Raw genomic sequence first — 18,555 nt, forward strand, 5'->3', positions numbered from 1 at the left:
ATTGAGTAAATCTCCACAATTTAAGGAGAGCGTACTTTACAAAATCATTTAAACTCTGTCACACAGCCTTGCCGGAAGGACACGATAATATGCAGTATATATACGCATTTATGGAGCTTATGCATGACCTCATCATCAATGGATATGAGTTTAGAGGAACGACAGAAAATCTTAGAAGAATGGAATCAAACCGAATCTAAATATCCGTACGATAAAATCATACCCGAACTGTTCGAAAAACAAATTGAAAAGGTCTTCCATCAAGTAGCGTTGATCTATAAATCGAATACACTGACCTACAACGATCTTAATGATCAAGCCAATCAGTTGGCGCATCATTTAAGAGAAATAGGTGTGAAACGAAATACCTTAGTCGCAATCTGCATGGAACCCTGTTTTGAATTATTAATCGGTATCTTGGGGATTTTAAAATCGGGAGGTGCCTATATTCCATTAGATCCGAACAATCCTGCTCTACGTCAAAAAATTATATTATCTGATTCATGCGCAAAAATTCTAATTACTCATTCCCAACTCGCGAATCAATTTGAAGAAATAACAACATCACAAATGATCTGTTGGGACGCAATTAAATCAAAGTTAGCAACATATCCAACTACCAATCCAAAACATGTTAACCAAACGAGTGATTTAGCTTATGTAATCTACACGTCCGGATCGACTGGAAAACCTAAAGGCGTAATGATTACCCATCGTAATGTAAATCATTTTATGCATTGGTTTGGTAAGGCCATTTCAATTTCATCAAAAGATATTTTTGATTTTTCATCTTCCATTTCATTTGATTTTTCAGTGGCATGCACCTTATTTCCCTTGATAAAAGGAATAAAAATAGCAATTTGTTCTGAAACGGATAAAAGAGATCCCTATTTATATATAAATCATTTGCAAGATACACATGTTTCGATCATTAAAATCACCCCAAGTCGTTTCAGACAAATCAACGGTATTGTCTTGGGCGAGAATAAGATACTGAATTTAAAATACATTGTCTTTGGTGGCGAGACTTTGTTAGCACGAGATATCGAGGATTGGTTAAAAAAATTTCCAAAACATAAGTTATTTTGTGAATATGGCCCCACGGAAGCCACTGTTGCGTCATCATGGATGATCATTGATAAAAATAATATTGATCAATATAAGCATCGAATTCCAATTGGAAAACCTGCATTAAATACGAGCTTGTTTATCTTAGATAAAAATATGCATCCAGTATCTGTTGGAGTTTTGGGTGAGTTATATATTGGTGGTGATGGTATTGCTAAAGGATACTTAAATAAAAAAAAACTAACTGAGAAAAAATTTGTTAAAAATCCTTTTAACTCAGGCAAATTATATAAAACTGGAGATTTATGTTGCTATTTAAAAGATGGAACTATTGAGTTTGTTGAAAGAAAAGATCATCAAATTAAAATTAGAGGATTCCGAGTTGAAATTGGTGAAATTGAAAAATGTTTGGCATCATATACGGGTATTCAACATATTGTTATTCTAGCGAGATCAGAACGTGATGAGTTTGAAGAAAAACAATTGGTTGCCTATTGCGTTCCCACCGGGTCTGCAAAATTAAATACAAATGATTTGCGTGATTATCTTAAAAATCGATTACCTGATTACATGGTACCCGCATTTTTTGTGATTTTAGATGAACTTCCCTTGTCCGCAAGCGGTAAATTAGATACCCATAAATTACCTGAACCTGGGCCCGAAGCGAAGGAATCCAATCAAGTTATAAAACCACGAAATGAAATTGAAATCACTCTTAAAAAAATTTGGTCAGAAACATTGAATTTAAAGCACATTGGTATCCATGATAATTTTTTTGATTTAGGTGGTAATTCATTATCAGCGGCTCGATTGATCACAAAGATTCGAAAAGTCACGCATAAAAATATTTTATTACAGGATTTGTATAATACAGAAACGATTGCTCATCTTGCTAATGTTATCCATAATGCAGCAGATATTTTCGAAGATGAAAATGGAAATCATCGTCCGCCACCTTTAAAAGCAATGCCATTAAATGAATTGCAATTCTTATTCTGGTTAATGAAATTATTCTACCCCAGGTCGAAAGTAACCAACATAGTGACTCGAAAACGTATCGCGGGAAATTTGGATAAAAAGAAATTAGATAGTGTCTTTGAATTATTATGTAAAAATCATCCAATGCTATGCTATCGCATAGCAAGATATTCACCTTTGCAATATCCACAGAAAATATTCTTCAATTTAAAGTCATTGAAAAGGACCTTAGTGACTTGAAATTGGAAGAACAAGAACACGAATTACATGCATCGTTAGATGAATTAGAAAATCGCAGGTGGAAGAATAGATTACCATTAATTCTATTTAAATTATTCCAACTCGGAAATAATTCTTGTGAAATACACATCGCGTTATCCCATTTTATCAGCGATGAAATATCAGCGGAAATTGTGTTGAATGAGATGTCTCATGCATATGTTGAGTATAAGGCAGAATCTGAGACAGTCGGACAACAGGAATTAGTTTTTTATGATTATATTCTCCATGAACAAAAAGATCTTAATAGAAATTTATCAAAAAACATCGACTTCTGGGATAATTATTTAAAAAATATTCCCTTGCTGGTTTTTCCACAAAATCAAATTTTGAATCGCATGAATTCATCGTGTACTACTTATTTTGAGATACCAGAAAATACCTTGAAAGGATTACGTAGCTTTTGCAAAAAAAATCGAGTCGGTATTGGAGATACATTAATCGCAGCGACTGGTTCTATTTTGTCTCCATATATCAATGATAAAAATAAAATAGCAGTCATTAATTTTGTTAAATCAATTCGTGAAAATGAGACCTATGATAATGCGGTAGGGCTTTTTGTTCGAAATGATGTGATTAAAATCAACTTAAATCAACCGAACACCTTACTCGAATTAACAAAGCAAGTACAGGATTCGCGAATTGAAAATTATTATTATCAATCATGTCCCGCTATAATAAAAATTGCTTTTCTTTTGAAAAAAGATTGGAAAAATAAAAAACTCGGTAATTTCCTTATAAAACTTTTCGCAAAAATATATACCCGTGTTTTTTATAAATATAAATTAAATTATGAAATTTTATTGATGTTTGGTCGAGTTTTTTTAGCACGTAAGAAACATAGTTTTTTTGTTAATATCAATATCCTGAATCATTTTATTTATGATAACTCTGAAACAAAATTGTTTGGGTTTCAGCAAAAGCCACTTAAAGCGTATCATAATGATAAGTTAGTTGAACGAAATGTACTCAATATTTGGTTTGATCGAGACGAGCATGGTAAGTCATATCTCATAATATCAGGCAATTTAAGATCTGAATTTCGAAATGTTATTGGTTTCAATTTATTAAAACTACTTGATTCGCGCTCATTACAGTGAGCTTTAAACCTAGAAAAAGCAGTTGAGTATGATGTTTTGGCTATCCATTATCCCTAAGTAATTTTGCTTTACATTGTTTGAAATAATCTATGTACTTAAATAACATGCTCCAACATTCTGGACGAACATTCGAGTCATTTATATTAGCTGGATAAACTGCATCTAAATCAGTAACTTTTTCATGAGTAACATAGTAACATTTGTTATCCTTCAATGAAGAAATAACCCGCACTAAATTAAAATTCTCAAAATGGAGCATACAATCATCTGGCACAGCAAAACCTGATGGTAATAATCCTTGTTTCACTGCAAAGATGTAAGCATCCATGCGTTCTAAATATTGATTATCACTATAAACGCAAAGCGACTTTCTTTTCGAATTAGCATGTGGACAAAAACTTTCTTTAAACCAACCTAAGCAAGATAATGCCTTATATTGTCCAGGTGTCGCATCGCTTAATCCTGAATGAAAAGGATACATTCCGCCAGCACTTACACCGGCTAAAATGGGTAACCGTTTTTCGGATTTCAATTTATTTAGGACAAAAATAAATCCCGATTTTTCCCATATTTCCAACATTTTTTCTGTATTGCCCCCACCAACAAAAAGGATATCTTGTTGCGTAAGATGGGTTTCAAGTTGTTCTTTTGTTAACCGGGATTTTGTCAAAACTAATTTTGAAGTAATGGCAGTTTTTCCAAATTTTGCACGAACAAATCGAGTAAAGAAAACTCGTTCGATCACGCTGTCGTTACCGGCTGTGCCTATATAACAAAAACGAATACTCGACTTTTTAATTAAATCAAAAGCGTACTCCATAAATCGATTAAGCGTACGATTTAAGTTCATGAAATTGCTATCATCAAAGCTCATTAACAACATATGACTCATGCTGGACCACTCTTAGAGAAGGGAATTAATAGGAATATATGTAATTTTTTGCGCATACATGCTTCACTTATAATTATAGCATGTATTATATAAGACAGCTCAAAGCGGTGGGGTATTACTCATTTTTGTCAGTCTGCTAAATCAAAGTCAAATGTTTTTTTTATAAGCATTTTCTCATCAGGCAAATGAGCTCTCCCTGAGCCAATAAGGGATTACCAGCCATCTTTTCAGCTAATTCCTCGTGCCCCCAAACAGCGATTTGTTCAAAACCCAGCGGCTTAATCCAGGCAGAAAGATCCGCCCTTGCGATTCCCCATAAAAAAGGCTCTTTGATTACTTGGATCCAGCGATTAACAAAAGGATGGGCTGTTTTAAATTGAATGGGCATTCCTTTTTCTTTATTCATAAAGGTAAAGATACAAGCAAGCTCATTAGAGGTAAGCATCGACAGATTAACAAACAGTTTCTTAACATCGTCTTCCCTAAGATACATCAGCACACCTTCAATTATGACTAGAGTCATTTTAGTTGGGTCAAAAATTGAACATTGCTGCAGCACCTCCTTAATACTTTGCTGTCTCAAGTTAGCATTAAGCCAATAAAGATTTTCCGGTTTTTTAATTGATTGCAATGCAGCGCATTTATGCTTTGCTGTATCAGGATGATCGATTTCAATACAGGTTATCGCAGACTCGGTCGCGGCTATTCGAAATCCCAAAGTATCATACCCAGCACCCAAAATAATAATTTGACTTACCCCATGCTCTATTGCTTCTCTGCTTAATTGTTCTATGCATTGTTTTCTGGCAGCGACATGAAGAAAAAATCCGGGATTCGTTCTTCGTTCAAACCAGGCAATAACAGCTCGACATTGTTTATTTTTAATAGCAAAACGTAATAACCCAGGATACTTAAAAAGCGATTGCACAAATATAAGACTGAGTCGTGTTGATTCACCAGGGATCATTTCTGCATATTGCTTATCATATGACACAAAAAGAATGGCTTTTAAGATAAGCAAAGCCGTTGAACTGGGTTTATTTTTTTTCATTCTCTAACTCTTTTTTAAAAAGATTTTGATAGTAACGATACCAATCGGATTGAAATACCCCTGTTGGATCATATTTTTGTTTTAATCTTAAAAAAGAAATAAACTGGGGATAAGCACGCAGCACCTGATCCTTGCTCGCCCAGCGATGATATGTAAGAAAGTAACTTCCACCGTAATGGAGTGCCCGGTCTATCAGTAATTGAAAATCCTGTTGTGCTTTTGCTATTCCTTCAGGGCTATGGTCAACATGAAAATTAACAACGATTGAGGCATAATCAGCTTTTGCCCAAGGCAAGTAACTTTGATTGTCTTTGAGAATCAAGCGAACCGTACCGTATATCAGATTGACTTTATTTTTTCTAAAATCATAACGCAAATCAGCAAAAAGAGCGGCCAGTTTATTTCGCGGAACATAAATTTCACTGATCATTTCTGAAGAGTTGGGATCAAACTTATCATGATAATTATCGATATACACACTCAATTGAAAGGTGTCTGAGCGATAAAGTTGACCATTAGAAGTCAGATAAAATTTTGAATACTGCTCAAACGCTTTTGTTTTATCGGTATGGGCTAAATACAACAAGCTGCTCCAATCTTTCTCAGATAATTCTTTGATGGCTTGATTTGAAGTTAACTCGGTGTTGACTGGCTTATAAAATGAAGCAATCCCCTCGTTCATAAACGCATCTGAGTCAGCATCAATGGCGAATTGAAAATCACCATAAGTAAATCCCTCTTGAGTACGTTTTGTTACCAGAGGAATAAAATCATTAATCGTAACCAGTTGCACATTTCGCTGGAGAGTAACTACCGGTGCGAGTCTGATTTTGACTGTAGCAATTATGCCAAATAAACCATAACCTCCTATCACTAATTTAAAAAGCTCAGGGTGCTCTTTTCTACTGCAAAATAGAAGCTTTCCATTGGCATCGACAAGGGTAAACGCTTCAATATCATAAATGATTGGTCCCATATTTAAGCCTCTGCCATGCACATTTGATGACAAGGCACCGCCAATACTTAATGCATCGGCGCCCGTTTGTTTTTGTTTAATTGCCCAAATGTATTTATTGCCTTGTTGATGCGTTTGTAACCAATGGATTAATTGCGGCCACTGTATCCCTGATTCAACCTCGACGATACCTCGTTGGGAGTCGAGAGAAAGCACTTTATTATACTCAGACATATTGACATTGATCGTTCCTGTACCAAATTGCTGCCCTCCCATCGAGTGCTGCCCGCCACTAATACTAATGGATTGTCCATTTTTTCTTGCCTGGTGAATAATCGCTTGAATCTCAGCAATCGAACGCGGCTTGACTACTTTTAACACTTGGGTTGCATTTAATTTGGAATGAATATCGTTGAGTTTTACACCGGTTTCAATTGCAACAACTGCATTGCTATACAGAAGTGAACTAATCCAGAGGCTAAGGAAAGGTAGCGTATTTTTTTTCATCTAATTCCTTGATATAAATTATTTTTTTGCTCCGATATAAATTAAAAACAAAGCAATTCCCTCTAACAGGTGATATGTAGAATTATAGTTGAAATAATAGGGGTTAATTCCAATTTGTGCTTGTTGGAACACCGCAGCAACAAAACTTAAGATAATTCCCAGGGTAATTAATAAAAAATTATAATCCTGTGTTTGGATATATTTTCGACTAACGATAATAAGTAAGAAAATCAAAGGTGGAACATAATTAATGATGGTAATAAGAAAATTTTGTGAAACGAACAAAAGAATCAAGGCATAGATCATAAACAAGACGAATACGCAAAGACTCCAAAGACCCAACTCCTCCTCACCACGCCAAAGTACCACACCAATCATCCAACAACTTGCTGCAGTGATCCCTATTGCCAGTAAAGAGCCAGTCCAAAGTATTTGACAAAGACGCGTCTCAGCAGAGCATATACCATGGACAGTGCCTCCCATTACTGCTCCAACTGCGATAGAAGAGAAAAAAAGAACCCACAACAGATTGAGTGTTTGCTTATTTTTTTTAAAGAGTGATACGGCAAAAATACTGCAGATCACCGCCAATATATAATCAGTCACCATGACATCAAATTCAGGCATATTCCATCCCTCCAGGATCCAACCAAATTACAATTAATTACCAGCGAGGAAGCCTGGTTGCTTACAACTGAATCTTCTATACAATTCACCGAAAGCCCACAACTGTTTATTACGATCAACAACATAAACCGTACCATCATTGAACGCGGGAGTAATTGTATGGCTTTTCGAGCGATACATGGTTTTAATAATTCAGAACTTGTTATCAGATCATAAAAGCTAAAGTACCAGATAACCACTTTCTTTTGCTATGGAAAATCCAGGTAAATTTAAGATAAGATTTTGTTTTGACACTTTAGTTTTCTTTTGATCGTCAAATTAAGAAGTTAGATTACACTAATCTAACTAAAGTGCCCCTAAATTGGCATAGAGCCTGTGAATAAGCTTAGACCAATTTAGGTGCACTATTTAGGCAGTAATCGCGACGCATCGCAAGGCCTTTATGAAAGAGAAGGGGATTATACTCGGACAGGACTTTTATCAAACAATAAACAGCGTAACGATCTCTTGCTCCTCCTCGTGCTGGGGCTTATTAGCAAAATGGTTATTGGCCTTGAAGAACTTGTTCTTGTTTTTTTCGACAGAGACATTCGCCTTTGCAAAAGAGCTTATTTCTACTGCATGAACCCCAGTTTCTTTCTCCAAAATCAGATTAACCAAAACCTCGGGTAACGGTATATTTGTTAGTTGTGCATGCGCTTCATTAATCCATGCGCCCATGTGTTTTTGCAGCTCTTGCGTTTTTGCATGCTTGCTGGGTTCATTGTTAGAATCGACAATTTTAATGAGGGTATGCGGTAATGCCTTTCCCAGGTTAATAAGCTCCGTTGCAGAACGATTTACAATATCTCGTTCAGATAAAGTAATCGTTGTTACTGTAGCTGGAATTGCGACTAAAGCTTGGATTAGTTCAGCCGTAGTTTTCTTATAAAAGTCATTCTCGCGCAAATTAAGTGCGGTCACGCCGGCTGGAATTGCCGCGAAAATTTGGGCTAGTTCGACGCCGGTTTTGTTGTAAAAGAGATTCCAGCTCAAATCAAGTGAGGTCACGCCCGCTGAAATTGACGCAAACGCTTTGGCTAGTTCGGCAGCGGTTTTTTTACCCAAACCATTCCAGCCCAAATCAAGTGAGGTCACGCCTGCTGGAATTGCCGCGAAAATTTGGACCTGGTCGGCATTGATTTTTTTGTAAAGGAAATTCCCGCACAAATTAAGTGAAGTCACAGTCGCAGGAATTGCTGCGAAAGCCTGAGCTAGATCAGCGCCGGTTTTCCTGTAAAGGGAATTCCAGCTCAAATCAAGTGAGATCACGCTCGCAGGAATTGCCGCAAACGCTTGAGCTAGTTCAGAAGTAATTTTCTTGTAAAGGTCATTCTCGCTCAAATCAATCGTTGTCGTGTCCTCTGGAATTGTGGCGAAATCCTGAGCTAGTTCGGCGGCGGTTTTATTGCCAAGATCAGTTAATAGGTAATACATCATTTAGCGTCTTGTTTAAATTAAAATCTAATTGTATTTTTTGAGTTCTTATATTTGAATCGGTGAAATTCACGCATTGACATATATTCATAACTCTGAAAGCAGGTTGATTGGGATTATTGATAATGACGTACGACAGGGAGATAAAGTCTTGTAGGAATTTTAATTTTATCTAACTTTGGAAAAGATAGGGTATTTGAGAGTGTCTATGATTTTATTCGGCAATTGGTGACAGAATCTAGAAATAATTTATTTTTTATATCAGTGAGTTGGGATGCTTTTTCTATCAAGTCACTTCGATGATAACAATTTAATTTGGTTTTAGCGTTATTTATATGATGTTCAACCGTTCGGGAGGAAATTTGCAAAACATGAGCGATCTGTTTTAAAGCGAATCCTTTGATTAAATAATAAAGACATTGTAACTCTCTTTGAGAAAGCATACCGTTGTTAGAGATACTGGCCAAAGGAATTTTGCTAGTAATTTTTATAAGAATTAAAACACCATTTACTTTATCCCTTATATAAACAGGCGATTTAACTGCTGTACAAGTATATTTATTGTTTTGATGTACCATGTCCTCAGTAAATTCTATCGACTTTTGTGAGGACATCACTTTAAAATCATTTTCACGCCATTCGGCTGCGTTTTCTTTCCAGGGTAAATCAAAATTTGTTTTGTACAATAACTCATCTTGTGACAGTTCCAAAAATTCACACGATTTTTCATTGCAATTGATATATTTGCCTTCTAAATCTAAATGATAAACATGCCAATTCGGTAAAAAGAATAAACTTTCCATGCTAATAGATGGTACTAAGTCATTGATTTCAGTTTTATTCTTATCACTCAATAGATGCATATTAATTTCGCTGAAGACTACAAAGAATAATTAGAGCTATTATAAATTAAGAACGATTAATTGTCCATATATTGCCCATATTGTTTTTATTGTATCACATGCCCGATACCGTTTCACTTAATCGCCAATATGAGGAAGAGTCCAAATATCTCTTGTTCAAGCATCATTGCTTTTGCTAACTTTAGGGTATGTAAACAGACCCTATTGTTTTTTACGTTTTTTAATTCATAGATTCTCCTAAATCAACATATAATAGAGAGTATCCATAAAATAAAGGATGATTGATGGAAATTCAGTTCTTAGGTGCTACTCAAACAGTCACAGGTTCAAAATATTTAGTACAAACTGAACATATGAAAATCCTTGTCGACTGTGGTCTTTTTCAAGGTTATAAAGAACTTCGCTTAAGAAATTGGGCTGCAATACCTATTAAGCCTCAAAATATTAATTATGTCTTGCTTACACATGCTCATATTGATCATAGTGGATATATTCCGCTACTGGTAAAAAATGGATTTCATGGAAAAATAATTTGTACTGAAGCTACATATGATTTGTGTAAAATATTACTACCTGATAGTGGTTATCTTCAGGAAGAGGAAGCTTTTTATGCAAATAAAAAAAGCTATTCGAAACATCATCCAGCCCTTCCTCTTTACACTCGAGAAGATGCCGAATTATCACTTAACTACTTTCATCCTATAGACTTCAATAAACACTTTAAAATGCATGATGATTTTTATGCAAGCTTTCATTATGCGGGTCATATTCTTGGCGCATCTTCTATACGAATTTGCCATCATAATGTATCTGTACTTTTTTCAGGAGATCTTGGGCGAGTACAGGATCCCATTATGAATGCTCCTGAGGCTCCAGTAGAATCAAATTACCTAGTTTTAGAATCAACCTATGGCAACCGTTTGCATGGTACAACAAATCCCGAGGAACAACTTGGAGAAATAATTAATCGTACAGTAAAACGTGGCGGTATCGTTTTAATCCCTGCTTTTACGGTCGGTCGTACACAATGTTTGTTATATTACATTCAACAATTAAAATCAAAAAAAGTAATTGCAGATATTCCTGTTATTGTTGATAGTCCGATGGCTACAAATGCGACAGAAACCTTCTCTCGTCATGCAAATGAAAATCGCTTAACCGCCCAGCAATGTGCTGAACTTTGTGGTATTGCTCGCTATGTGCGCAGTACAGAGGAATCTATTGCACTAAGTCAACAAAAAATGCCCATGATTTTAATCTCTGCTAGTGGAATGGCCACCGGGGGTCGAGTGATACATCATATACGAAATTTTGCTCCCGATTATAGAAACACGATACTCTTCAGTGGCTTTCAGGCTGGAGGGACACGTGGCGATAGAATGATTCGTGGCGAGAAAGAAATAAAAATGTTTGGGCAAATGGTTCCGATTCGTGCTGAGGTAACACAGATGGAAAATATGTCCGCACATGCTGATTATACTGAAATACTGTCCTGGTTAGCATATCTAAAAAATGCGCCCCGAAAAATTTTTATTACTCATGGGGAAAAAGAGTCAGCCGAATCTCTTAAAATGAAAATAGAACAGCGATTTGGTTGGAGTTGCATGATTCCTAATTATTTAGATCAAGAAAAATTAAGATGAATAATAAATCACATAAAAGATCAAATAAATTAAAATTAGTTAAATTAGGTATTGATACGAGACAAGAGTTTATTCTTTTTATACGTTCAGATTGTTTTATTTGTATCTCGGAAGGATTCGAAACACAAGCCCGGGTTATCGTTCAGTTAAATAAAAAATCGATAATTGCAAACTTGAATATTATTCATTCTGATATTTTGCAAAAGCATGAAGCCAGTCTTTCCGAAAGTGCTTGGGAACAAATTGGTGCAAAAGAAGGTGACTTGATTAATATATCTCACCTGCTTCCTGTAACATCAATAAACTATGTACGCTCTAAAATATACGGTAATACACTCACAGCATCCCAATTTTATGAAATTATTAGTGATATTGTAGCCGGTAAATACTCCAATATTCATTTATCAAGCTTTATTACTGCTTGTGGCCATGACAATCTCAGCATTGAAGAAATTATTTACCTCACACAAGCCATGGTGAAAACAGGCAAGCAATTGCATTGGAACCATCCTATTATTCTGGATAAGCATAGCGTTGGAGGTATTCCTGGTAATAGAACAACCCCCATTGTTGTAGCTATTGTAGCTGCAGCTGGACTTATTATTCCCAAAACCTCGTCACGATCAATTACGTCTCCTGCAGGTACTACCGATACGATAGAAACAATGACCGCAGTAAATCTGCCTCTTTCAAAAATTCAAAAGGTAGTAGCACGTGAAGGAGGCTGCATGGTTTGGGGTGGTGCATTAGGTTTAAGCCCGGCAGATGACATCCTTATTCGAGTAGAAAGAGTATTGGATATTGATCCTATGGGACAAATGATAGCATCTGTACTGTCTAAGAAAATTGCGGTTGGTGCTACGCATGTGCTTATAGATATTCCCGTGGGGCCGACAGCAAAAATTCGCTCTGAGCTTGAGTTTTTAAAATATCAAAATTATTTTTCTTTAGTAGGTAATGCTCTTAAACTGAATGTTATTACTTTAAAAACAAATGGAGATCAGCCTCTTGGAAAAGGTATTGGCCCAGCTTTAGAAGCAAAAGATATCCTAGCAGTGCTGCATAATGATAAGGATGCACCTATCGATTTAAAAAATAAAGCAATTGCACTTGCTGCGATCTTGCTTGAATTGGGAAAAAAAATACCCTCTCAGCAAGCCACAGAGCTAGCAATTAAACTATTGGAAAGTGGTACTGCATTAAAAAAATTCTTAGCCATTTGTGAAGCCCAAGGTGGTTTTAAAGTTCCCCCTACTGCATCATTTACACATGAGGTTGTTGCAACCCAAAATGGACTTATTACTGAAATTGATAATAGGAATCTAGCTAAAGTAGCAAAATTGGCAGGAGCTCCTTATGAGCCTGCAGCAGGCATTGAATTTTTTGCAAAATTAAATACTCCTGTAGAAAAAGGGCAATTGTTGTATCGAATCCATGCAGAGTCAAAAGGAACATTGGATTACGCCTGTGCCTATGCTTTGTCTATGCCCAGTATTATTAAAATCACACCTGAAAAAACATAAGGGTAACAATATGGACAATCCCATTCTTTTTTCATTACCGGGCAACAAAGAACTTACTCAAGCGTTAAGCAACAAACTATCTTTTGAAATTGGCAATGCAGAAATACATACGTTCCCTGATAGCGAATCTTATATTCGAATTAATTCAGCAGTTAAAAATAAAACCGTTATTTTAGTCAGTACCCTTGATCAACCTAATAGCAAAATACTACCACTGATATTTATGTCTAGAACGCTTAAGGAACTGGGAGCAAATAAAATTTGCTTAGTAGCCCCTTATCTCCCTTATATGCGGCAAGATAAACGTTTTCATTCTGGTGAAGCAGTTACATCGACTATTTTTGCTCAATTACTCTCAAGTTGTATCGACGGAATGATTACTATTGACCCGCATTTACATCGCATCCATCAGCTCTCTGAAATATACAGTATGCCCTCGCTGCTCACACTTCATGCTACAAAAAATATTTCTGAATGGATATCTTCCCATATTAAAAATCCTATTTTGATAGGACCTGATGAAGAAAGTAAGCAATGGGTTTCTGAAATAGCCAATTTTAGTAATCTTTCTTTTGTAATTGCTCAAAAAAAACGTCTAGGTGATAAACAAGTTATTGTATCTTTACCTAAGATAAAGAACATTAAGCATACCGCTGTTCTTGTTGATGACATCATTTCTTCAGGAGTAAGCATGTTAGAAACGTTAAAGCAATTAACAAGCTATGGTTTTAAAAATCCAATATGTATTGGTGTACATGCCCTTTTTAATATCCAAACAGAAAATATGCTTTTACGTGCAGGAGCAAAGCAACTAATTACCTGCAACACTATAATACACCCCACGAACCAAATAGATATTTCCAATATTCTTGCAAAAGGAATTGTTGAACTATGTTAAAAAAATTACTTAACTCAATGGAATATGATGGCTTCGATTCAATATAAATACCAATGGCAATCGTATATTGCATTTTTTTCATTAATTGCTATTAGTGCACACCTCTTGATGCGTTTTTTTGCTCCCTCATCCTCATTGATTCCACTGTTCTTTCTCATCATTATCGGTGGAATACCACTATTTTTACAAATTTTGTTTAAATTATTACAGGGCAACTTAGGGGCTGATTTATTAGCAGCAATTGCTTTAATAACCAGTGTTATTTTAGATGAATATCTTGCCGCTTCCCTAATTATCTTAATGCTAGCGAGCGGTCAAACTTTAGAAATTTTCGCAATGCGTAAAGCCTCTTCAGTGTTACACACCCTAGTAGAACGTATGCCATCAATTGCTCATCGAAAAATAGCAACAGGTGTGGAAGATATTCCATTACAAGAAATTCAAATTGATGAGGAACTATTGATTTATCCTCATGAAACGTGTCCAGCGGATGGTATCGTTATAGAAGGACATGGCTCAATGGATGAGTCCTACTTGACTGGTGAGCCTTATCAAATATCAAAAGCACCAGGCACTCACGTTTTATCTGGGGCTATTAACGGGGAATCTTTGTTGATAGTAAAAACAACCTCCCTACCCTCAGATTCGCGATTTGCCTCTATTGTCAAAGTACTCGAAGAGGCGGAACAAAAACGACCTTCAATTAGGCGTTTAGGAGATCAAATTGGGGCGATTTTTGCGCCAGTTGCACTTACTTTTGCATTTGCTGCTTGGTATTTTACCGGCGACTCATTACGTTTTCTTTCTGTTCTGGTGATTGCCACACCTTGCCCATTATTAATAGCTATTCCGATTACGTTGATCAGTGCTATCTCAAGGGCCGCGAAACAAGCAATTATCGTTAAAGATCCAACTGTTTTGGAACGATTAATCACCTGTAAAACTGCTATTTTTGATAAAACAGGTACTCTTACTTACGGAAAACCTACTTTAACAGATATTATGCCTGCCCCAAATTATCAATCAGCAACAATTCTACAATACGTTGCAAGTATAGAGCGATATTCTAAACATCCTCTAGCGAATGCTGTATTAAATGCGGCGAAAAAAGAGAATATAACATTACTTAGCTCAGTAAATGTTTCTGAGGAACCAGGACAAGGATTGCAAGGAACTATTAATCACCATCTCATTCAAATTACCGGACGAAAAAAATTATTAGAAAGCCACCCTCAATATGTCAATTTACTTCCTCCTACAACACCTGGTTTAGAGTGCATTGTCTTAGTTGATAACGAGTATGCTGCCGCATTACACTTTCATGATGCTCCCCGACCAGATAGCAAATCATTTATTAGTCATCTCGCACCCTATCATCAATTTAAAAAAATTATGCTCGTATCAGGTGACCGTGAATCTGAAGTGAGTTATTTAGGTAGCTTATTAAATGTGACTGAACTGCATGCATCCCAAAGTCCTGAACAAAAACTTGCTCTTGTGCGGCAGGAACGATTAAAGAATCCAACGGTTTTTATGGGAGACGGCATCAATGATGCACCCGCATTAACAGCTGCTACAGTTGGAATTGCTTTTGGAAAAGCCAGCAGTGTCACAGCTGAAGCCGCTGGGGCGGTAATTATGGGCAATACATTAAGCAAAGTAGATGAATTAATACACCTCAGCTTAAATACACGTAAAATCGCCTTACAAAGTGCTCTTGGAGGAATGATTCTGAGTCTTATTGGTATGATATTTGCCGCAATGGGATTCATTAATCCTGTAACCGGTGCACTTTTGCAAGAACTAATTGATATTCTTGCAATTCTTAATGCATTAAGATTGACCTGGGGCACAAAAATTAAAATCGATTTAACTAATAGCGCAGAATAAGCCTTTCATAAAAATTTTTAAATTGTAATCATGTGAACTATATACTGCTGAAAAAGAAGAATAATGATGCAAAAAACACTCTGGCTTTCTATTATAATGGCGTACTTTTTAGGTGTTCGCCATGGTTTTGATCTGGATCATTTGGCAACTATAGATTCTATGACACGAATCGTTGGCCCCAATCGGAATCTCTCAAAAGTTGTGGTTTTTTTATTTTCATTGGGACATGGCATGGTAGTCATTTTAATCGGTCTCATCGTAGGTAATGGATTTACACCATCATATATTCCAGAATGGCTAAATGGAGTTGGAGACAGTATCTCCATTACTTTTCTCTTCATATTTGGCTCCTAAACTCTTTGGAATGTTTTTCAATCCCCATCAAAATCACCGCTACCTACCAGCTTAAAAAATTATTTATCAAGAAATTAATCAAAAAAAATATGAATCCCATCTATATTGTATCTATTGGAATACTCTTTGCCATTTCTTTTGATACAGTAAGTCAGGTTTTTATTTTCACTTTCAGCGAAAGCAATGGCAGGATTTTTATTTTCAGGATAATTAGGTATGGTGTTTATGTTGGGAATGATGACATCAGATGGACTGAATGGTTTATTTATCTCAACGTTGCTACATCGCGCTGATAGAATGTCTTTATTATTGTCACGCATGTCGGGTCTAATCATTGCTTTTTTTACTTTCATTGTTGGCATAATGAATTGCCTCACAATATATTGTTCATAGAGTATTGATATGCACGAATTATGGTTTTGCCAAAACATTCTCGAGATTATTAAGCAAAATACAGTAAAAAAAGAGTGCGCTCATGTAAAAAAAGTGATTTTAGAAATTGGTCAGCTTGCTGCAGTTAAAAAAGATGCTTTAATTTTTAGTTTTAACATAGCAAGTAAAGGAACAGTGGCGGAGGTATTAGCTCCCCCTTTGGGGACGATCAGGCTGGATGGAAAGTAATAGAAATCTTAAAGCAGCAAATCGCCTTACCTTCTAAGATCGCTCAATATGTGATGATAGAAAGTCACGACCGACCGGGATTCGTCTGATTGAATTAATAAATAATGCGAATACGGTGTTTCTCATTGATGCAATAAAATCAAATAAAGAAATAGGAACGATACGTCAGTTTAAAAAAGACGAGATCATTGCCCCAGAGAATCAATTCTCAACACATGGTATAGGGGTTTTGCAAGCACTCCAATTAGCCAATGCTCTTAATGTCTTACCCAACAATATTATATTTTATGGAATTGAAATAGATGTTATTGTTTTAGACTCTACTCTTTCTCCATGCGTCCAAAATGCGGTTGAGCAACTTGCTGCTCAATTAAAAAATGAATTAAATAATTATAGTAACTAAACACCTCAAATTCACTCTCAAATTTAATACATCAATCATGAAACTTCTGGATTTTGCTATAATAAGCCTTGGATAGTCACTACGGTTACAGTACTCAATTTAGACTATTATTTAATATAATTAGTATCAGATTCTGGACCATTTATGATATTCGCTATAAGTGACTTAGAAAAGGATATCTATCTTGAAGCGAAAGGACCGCTTGCGCAACGTATTGATTTTGCCTGGGAAGTATACAGTGATGAAAAGTCCAATGAGCAAAACAAGAAACATGCACTAAAATTTCTCATTTACGCATTTGATCTTACAAAAACTGAAGATATAAATAAGCACCTGATATCTTTGATGGAAGATCGAAATAAATACAAAGATCAAAACCCACATTATATCCCCGGTAAAGCGCCAAAATCACTAAGTCAGCTACTCGAGCCAGGCCAAAGAAATCTAGAGGATGCTGAAAAGCAAGATGCTGCTATGAGAAAGGCTCTAAAGGAAGCAAGAGCTAAGAAGGAGATTCTTAGCATAAATAAAGAATCACAAGAAGCAGATCGTGAACAACATATTAGATATCTTTCTCCAGAAGAGCGAACTCAACATAGGATAGTAATAAGAGATAAACGTTTCCTGCAAAATGCTGAACCCGTTAATACAAGCAGAATGATTTCGCATGGTAAACGAGGATATGCTGCATTTACCTTGAATGCAAATGGTGAGCTTTATCTATTTGAACACAATGAAGGTGCCGATCATATTGCCCATTCATCCATGACAGCAGGCTCTCCCGTTATTGCTGCCGGAGAAATTAAAATAGAAAATGGCGTATTAAAAGCAATAACGACACATAGTGGACATTATAGACCCTCTTTATTTAATATACATCGAGCATTAGAATATTTTTCACATAATAATGTTGATATCTCACAGGCAGTTGTAGTTACTTTTACAAACCCATCCCTTAAAGGTATTGAAAGTAAACCAGTTACGATGTGGATGCCTGGCCCGGTTACCCGATTTGAAACTCCAGCCGATAAAGTTTATAAGTCTATAGACACGATTCTTGATGAAAATATTCAATCGATTAATAAAGACATAACACGTTATCGATCGAGCATTGTTACTTCAATATATAAAATAAAAGACAAAGCATTTGGCTCAACTTTAACTGAGGATAGGGCTAAAGTAGCTTCGGATTTTGTAACAAAACTCACTGAATTTAAACAAAAATTAAATACTGATCTCACTTCTGCAGAACTGAATGATACCATTAAATCATTGAATAAATTGATCACCGACCATGAGGAACGCAATAGAGCTTTAGCAAAAGGAGGACGATTAGAATCCAAATTTTGTTCATTTAAAGAACACTTATTGCAACTTCATTCAGAATATACAGGCAGGGCTGAACAAATGAAATTACGAAGTTAAGG

General features: G+C 35.9%; 17 protein-coding genes. 10 read left to right on the forward strand and 7 right to left on the reverse strand.

The genetic code is table 11. The features are described from left to right. Positions 1-123: 123 nt before the first annotated feature. Positions 124-2,286 carry a non-ribosomal peptide synthetase gene (locus Lani_RS14390; RefSeq protein ID WP_019235522.1) on the forward strand — a complete coding sequence of 721 codons (2,163 nt, stop codon included), beginning with the start codon at positions 124-126 and terminating at the stop codon, positions 2,284-2,286. Continuing rightward, a complete protein-coding gene (locus Lani_RS14395) occupies positions 2,283-3,425 on the forward strand; it encodes a condensation domain-containing protein (RefSeq protein WP_019235523.1) in 1,143 nt (380 codons plus the stop codon). The genes Lani_RS14390 and Lani_RS14395 overlap by 4 nt, the downstream gene beginning before the upstream one ends. 40 nt (positions 3,426-3,465) lie before the next feature. On the opposite strand, the gene Lani_RS14400 is transcribed toward Lani_RS14395, so the two are convergent. The 6 genes from Lani_RS14400 to Lani_RS14425 form a co-directional block, all read right to left on the reverse strand. Further along, positions 3,466-4,317: a Type 1 glutamine amidotransferase-like domain-containing protein gene (locus Lani_RS14400; RefSeq protein ID WP_081595207.1), complete on the reverse strand. Its 852-nt coding sequence runs from the start codon at positions 4,315-4,317 to the stop codon at positions 3,466-3,468. Positions 4,318-4,477: 160 nt separating this feature from the next. Beyond that, positions 4,478-5,368 carry a class I SAM-dependent methyltransferase gene (locus Lani_RS14405; RefSeq protein ID WP_019235525.1) on the reverse strand — a complete coding sequence of 297 codons (891 nt, stop codon included), beginning with the start codon at positions 5,366-5,368 and terminating at the stop codon, positions 4,478-4,480. Further along, positions 5,355-6,830 (reverse strand): FAD-binding oxidoreductase, encoded by a 1,476-nt coding sequence (locus tag Lani_RS14410; protein ID WP_019235526.1) that lies wholly within the window; start codon positions 6,828-6,830, stop codon positions 5,355-5,357. Before Lani_RS14410 ends, Lani_RS14405 begins: the two co-directional genes overlap by 14 nt. Positions 6,831-6,848: 18 nt before the next feature. Further along, positions 6,849-7,457, reverse strand: coding sequence for a DUF6962 family protein (locus Lani_RS14415; protein WP_019235527.1), 609 nt, complete (start codon positions 7,455-7,457; stop codon positions 6,849-6,851). A gap of 480 nt (positions 7,458-7,937) precedes the next feature. Beyond that, on the reverse strand, positions 7,938-8,936 hold the full coding sequence (locus tag Lani_RS14420; RefSeq protein ID WP_127908228.1) for a leucine-rich repeat domain-containing protein: 999 nt from the start codon (positions 8,934-8,936) through the stop codon (positions 7,938-7,940). Positions 8,937-9,139: 203 nt separating this feature from the next. Next, positions 9,140-9,796 carry a LuxR family transcriptional regulator gene (locus Lani_RS14425; RefSeq protein WP_019235529.1) on the reverse strand — a complete coding sequence of 219 codons (657 nt, stop codon included), beginning with the start codon at positions 9,794-9,796 and terminating at the stop codon, positions 9,140-9,142. A gap of 284 nt (positions 9,797-10,080) precedes the next feature. Between Lani_RS14425 and Lani_RS14430 the strand changes: the two genes are divergently transcribed. The 5 genes from Lani_RS14430 (at position 10,081) to Lani_RS20840 (ending at position 16,104) form a co-directional block, all read left to right on the forward strand. Next, positions 10,081-11,439 (forward strand): MBL fold metallo-hydrolase RNA specificity domain-containing protein, encoded by a 1,359-nt coding sequence (locus tag Lani_RS14430; RefSeq protein ID WP_019235530.1) that lies wholly within the window; start codon positions 10,081-10,083, stop codon positions 11,437-11,439. After that, positions 11,436-12,962, forward strand: coding sequence for a thymidine phosphorylase family protein (locus tag Lani_RS14435; protein WP_019235531.1), 1,527 nt, complete (start codon positions 11,436-11,438; stop codon positions 12,960-12,962). The genes Lani_RS14430 and Lani_RS14435 overlap by 4 nt, the downstream gene beginning before the upstream one ends. 10 nt (positions 12,963-12,972) lie before the next feature. After that, the gene (locus tag Lani_RS14440; RefSeq protein WP_019235532.1) at positions 12,973-13,860 is read left to right on the forward strand and encodes a ribose-phosphate diphosphokinase; all 888 of its coding nucleotides are present in this window, start codon (positions 12,973-12,975) and stop codon (positions 13,858-13,860) included. A 27-nt stretch (positions 13,861-13,887) separates the two neighbouring features. After that, positions 13,888-15,750: a heavy metal translocating P-type ATPase gene (locus Lani_RS14445; protein ID WP_019235533.1), complete on the forward strand. Its 1,863-nt coding sequence runs from the start codon at positions 13,888-13,890 to the stop codon at positions 15,748-15,750. A 63-nt stretch (positions 15,751-15,813) separates the two neighbouring features. After that, the gene (locus Lani_RS20840; RefSeq protein WP_019235534.1) at positions 15,814-16,104 is read left to right on the forward strand and encodes a HoxN/HupN/NixA family nickel/cobalt transporter; all 291 of its coding nucleotides are present in this window, start codon (positions 15,814-15,816) and stop codon (positions 16,102-16,104) included. Between the two features lie 74 nt (positions 16,105-16,178). Here the strand turns inward: Lani_RS20840 and Lani_RS20845 are convergent, their stop codons facing one another. Beyond that, entirely contained in the window at positions 16,179-16,466 is a 288-nt protein-coding gene (locus Lani_RS20845) for a hypothetical protein (protein WP_019235535.1), read from the reverse strand. 40 nt (positions 16,467-16,506) lie between these two features. Between Lani_RS20845 and Lani_RS14455 the strand changes: the two genes are divergently transcribed. The 3 genes from Lani_RS14455 to Lani_RS14465 all read left to right on the forward strand — a co-directional run bounded on the left by Lani_RS14455 (position 16,507) and on the right by Lani_RS14465 (position 18,553). After that, complete coding sequence (locus Lani_RS14455; protein WP_019235536.1) at positions 16,507-16,725, forward strand: hydrogenase maturation nickel metallochaperone HypA; 219 nt, start codon at positions 16,507-16,509, stop codon at positions 16,723-16,725. A 115-nt stretch (positions 16,726-16,840) separates the two neighbouring features. Then, positions 16,841-17,128, forward strand: coding sequence for a hydrogenase maturation protease (locus Lani_RS21100; RefSeq protein ID WP_019235537.1), 288 nt, complete (start codon positions 16,841-16,843; stop codon positions 17,126-17,128). Between the two features lie 144 nt (positions 17,129-17,272). Beyond that, complete coding sequence (locus Lani_RS14465; RefSeq protein ID WP_019235538.1) at positions 17,273-18,553, forward strand: hypothetical protein; 1,281 nt, start codon at positions 17,273-17,275, stop codon at positions 18,551-18,553. Positions 18,554-18,555 lie beyond the last annotated feature (2 nt).

Source organism: Legionella anisa, assembly GCF_001467525.1.
GTDB lineage: Bacteria > Pseudomonadota > Gammaproteobacteria > Legionellales > Legionellaceae > Legionella > Legionella anisa.

What these genes read in the sequence shown, in the direction of transcription:
- Lani_RS14390 (WP_019235522.1), top strand. Translation starts at nt 124, where the DNA reads ATGACCTCATCATCAATGGATATGAGTTTAGAGGAACGACAGAAAATC.
- Lani_RS14400 (WP_081595207.1), bottom strand. Translation starts at nt 4,317, where the DNA reads ATGAGTCATATGTTGTTAATGAGCTTTGATGATAGCAATTTCATGAAC.
- Lani_RS14405 (WP_019235525.1), bottom strand. Translation starts at nt 5,368, where the DNA reads ATGAAAAAAAATAAACCCAGTTCAACGGCTTTGCTTATCTTAAAAGCC.
- Lani_RS14410 (WP_019235526.1), bottom strand. Translation starts at nt 6,830, where the DNA reads ATGAAAAAAAATACGCTACCTTTCCTTAGCCTCTGGATTAGTTCACTT.
- Lani_RS14415 (WP_019235527.1), bottom strand. Translation starts at nt 7,457, where the DNA reads ATGCCTGAATTTGATGTCATGGTGACTGATTATATATTGGCGGTGATC.
- Lani_RS14420 (WP_127908228.1), bottom strand. Translation starts at nt 8,936, where the DNA reads ATGATGTATTACCTATTAACTGATCTTGGCAATAAAACCGCCGCCGAA.
- Lani_RS14425 (WP_019235529.1), bottom strand. Translation starts at nt 9,796, where the DNA reads ATGCATCTATTGAGTGATAAGAATAAAACTGAAATCAATGACTTAGTA.
- Lani_RS14430 (WP_019235530.1), top strand. Translation starts at nt 10,081, where the DNA reads ATGGAAATTCAGTTCTTAGGTGCTACTCAAACAGTCACAGGTTCAAAA.
- Lani_RS14435 (WP_019235531.1), top strand. Translation starts at nt 11,436, where the DNA reads ATGAATAATAAATCACATAAAAGATCAAATAAATTAAAATTAGTTAAA.
- Lani_RS14440 (WP_019235532.1), top strand. Translation starts at nt 12,973, where the DNA reads ATGGACAATCCCATTCTTTTTTCATTACCGGGCAACAAAGAACTTACT.
- Lani_RS14445 (WP_019235533.1), top strand. Translation starts at nt 13,888, where the DNA reads ATGGCTTCGATTCAATATAAATACCAATGGCAATCGTATATTGCATTT.
- Lani_RS20840 (WP_019235534.1), top strand. Translation starts at nt 15,814, where the DNA reads ATGATGCAAAAAACACTCTGGCTTTCTATTATAATGGCGTACTTTTTA.
- Lani_RS20845 (WP_019235535.1), bottom strand. Translation starts at nt 16,466, where the DNA reads ATGCCAACAATGAAAGTAAAAAAAGCAATGATTAGACCCGACATGCGT.
- Lani_RS14455 (WP_019235536.1), top strand. Translation starts at nt 16,507, where the DNA reads ATGCACGAATTATGGTTTTGCCAAAACATTCTCGAGATTATTAAGCAA.
- Lani_RS14465 (WP_019235538.1), top strand. Translation starts at nt 17,273, where the DNA reads ATGATATTCGCTATAAGTGACTTAGAAAAGGATATCTATCTTGAAGCG.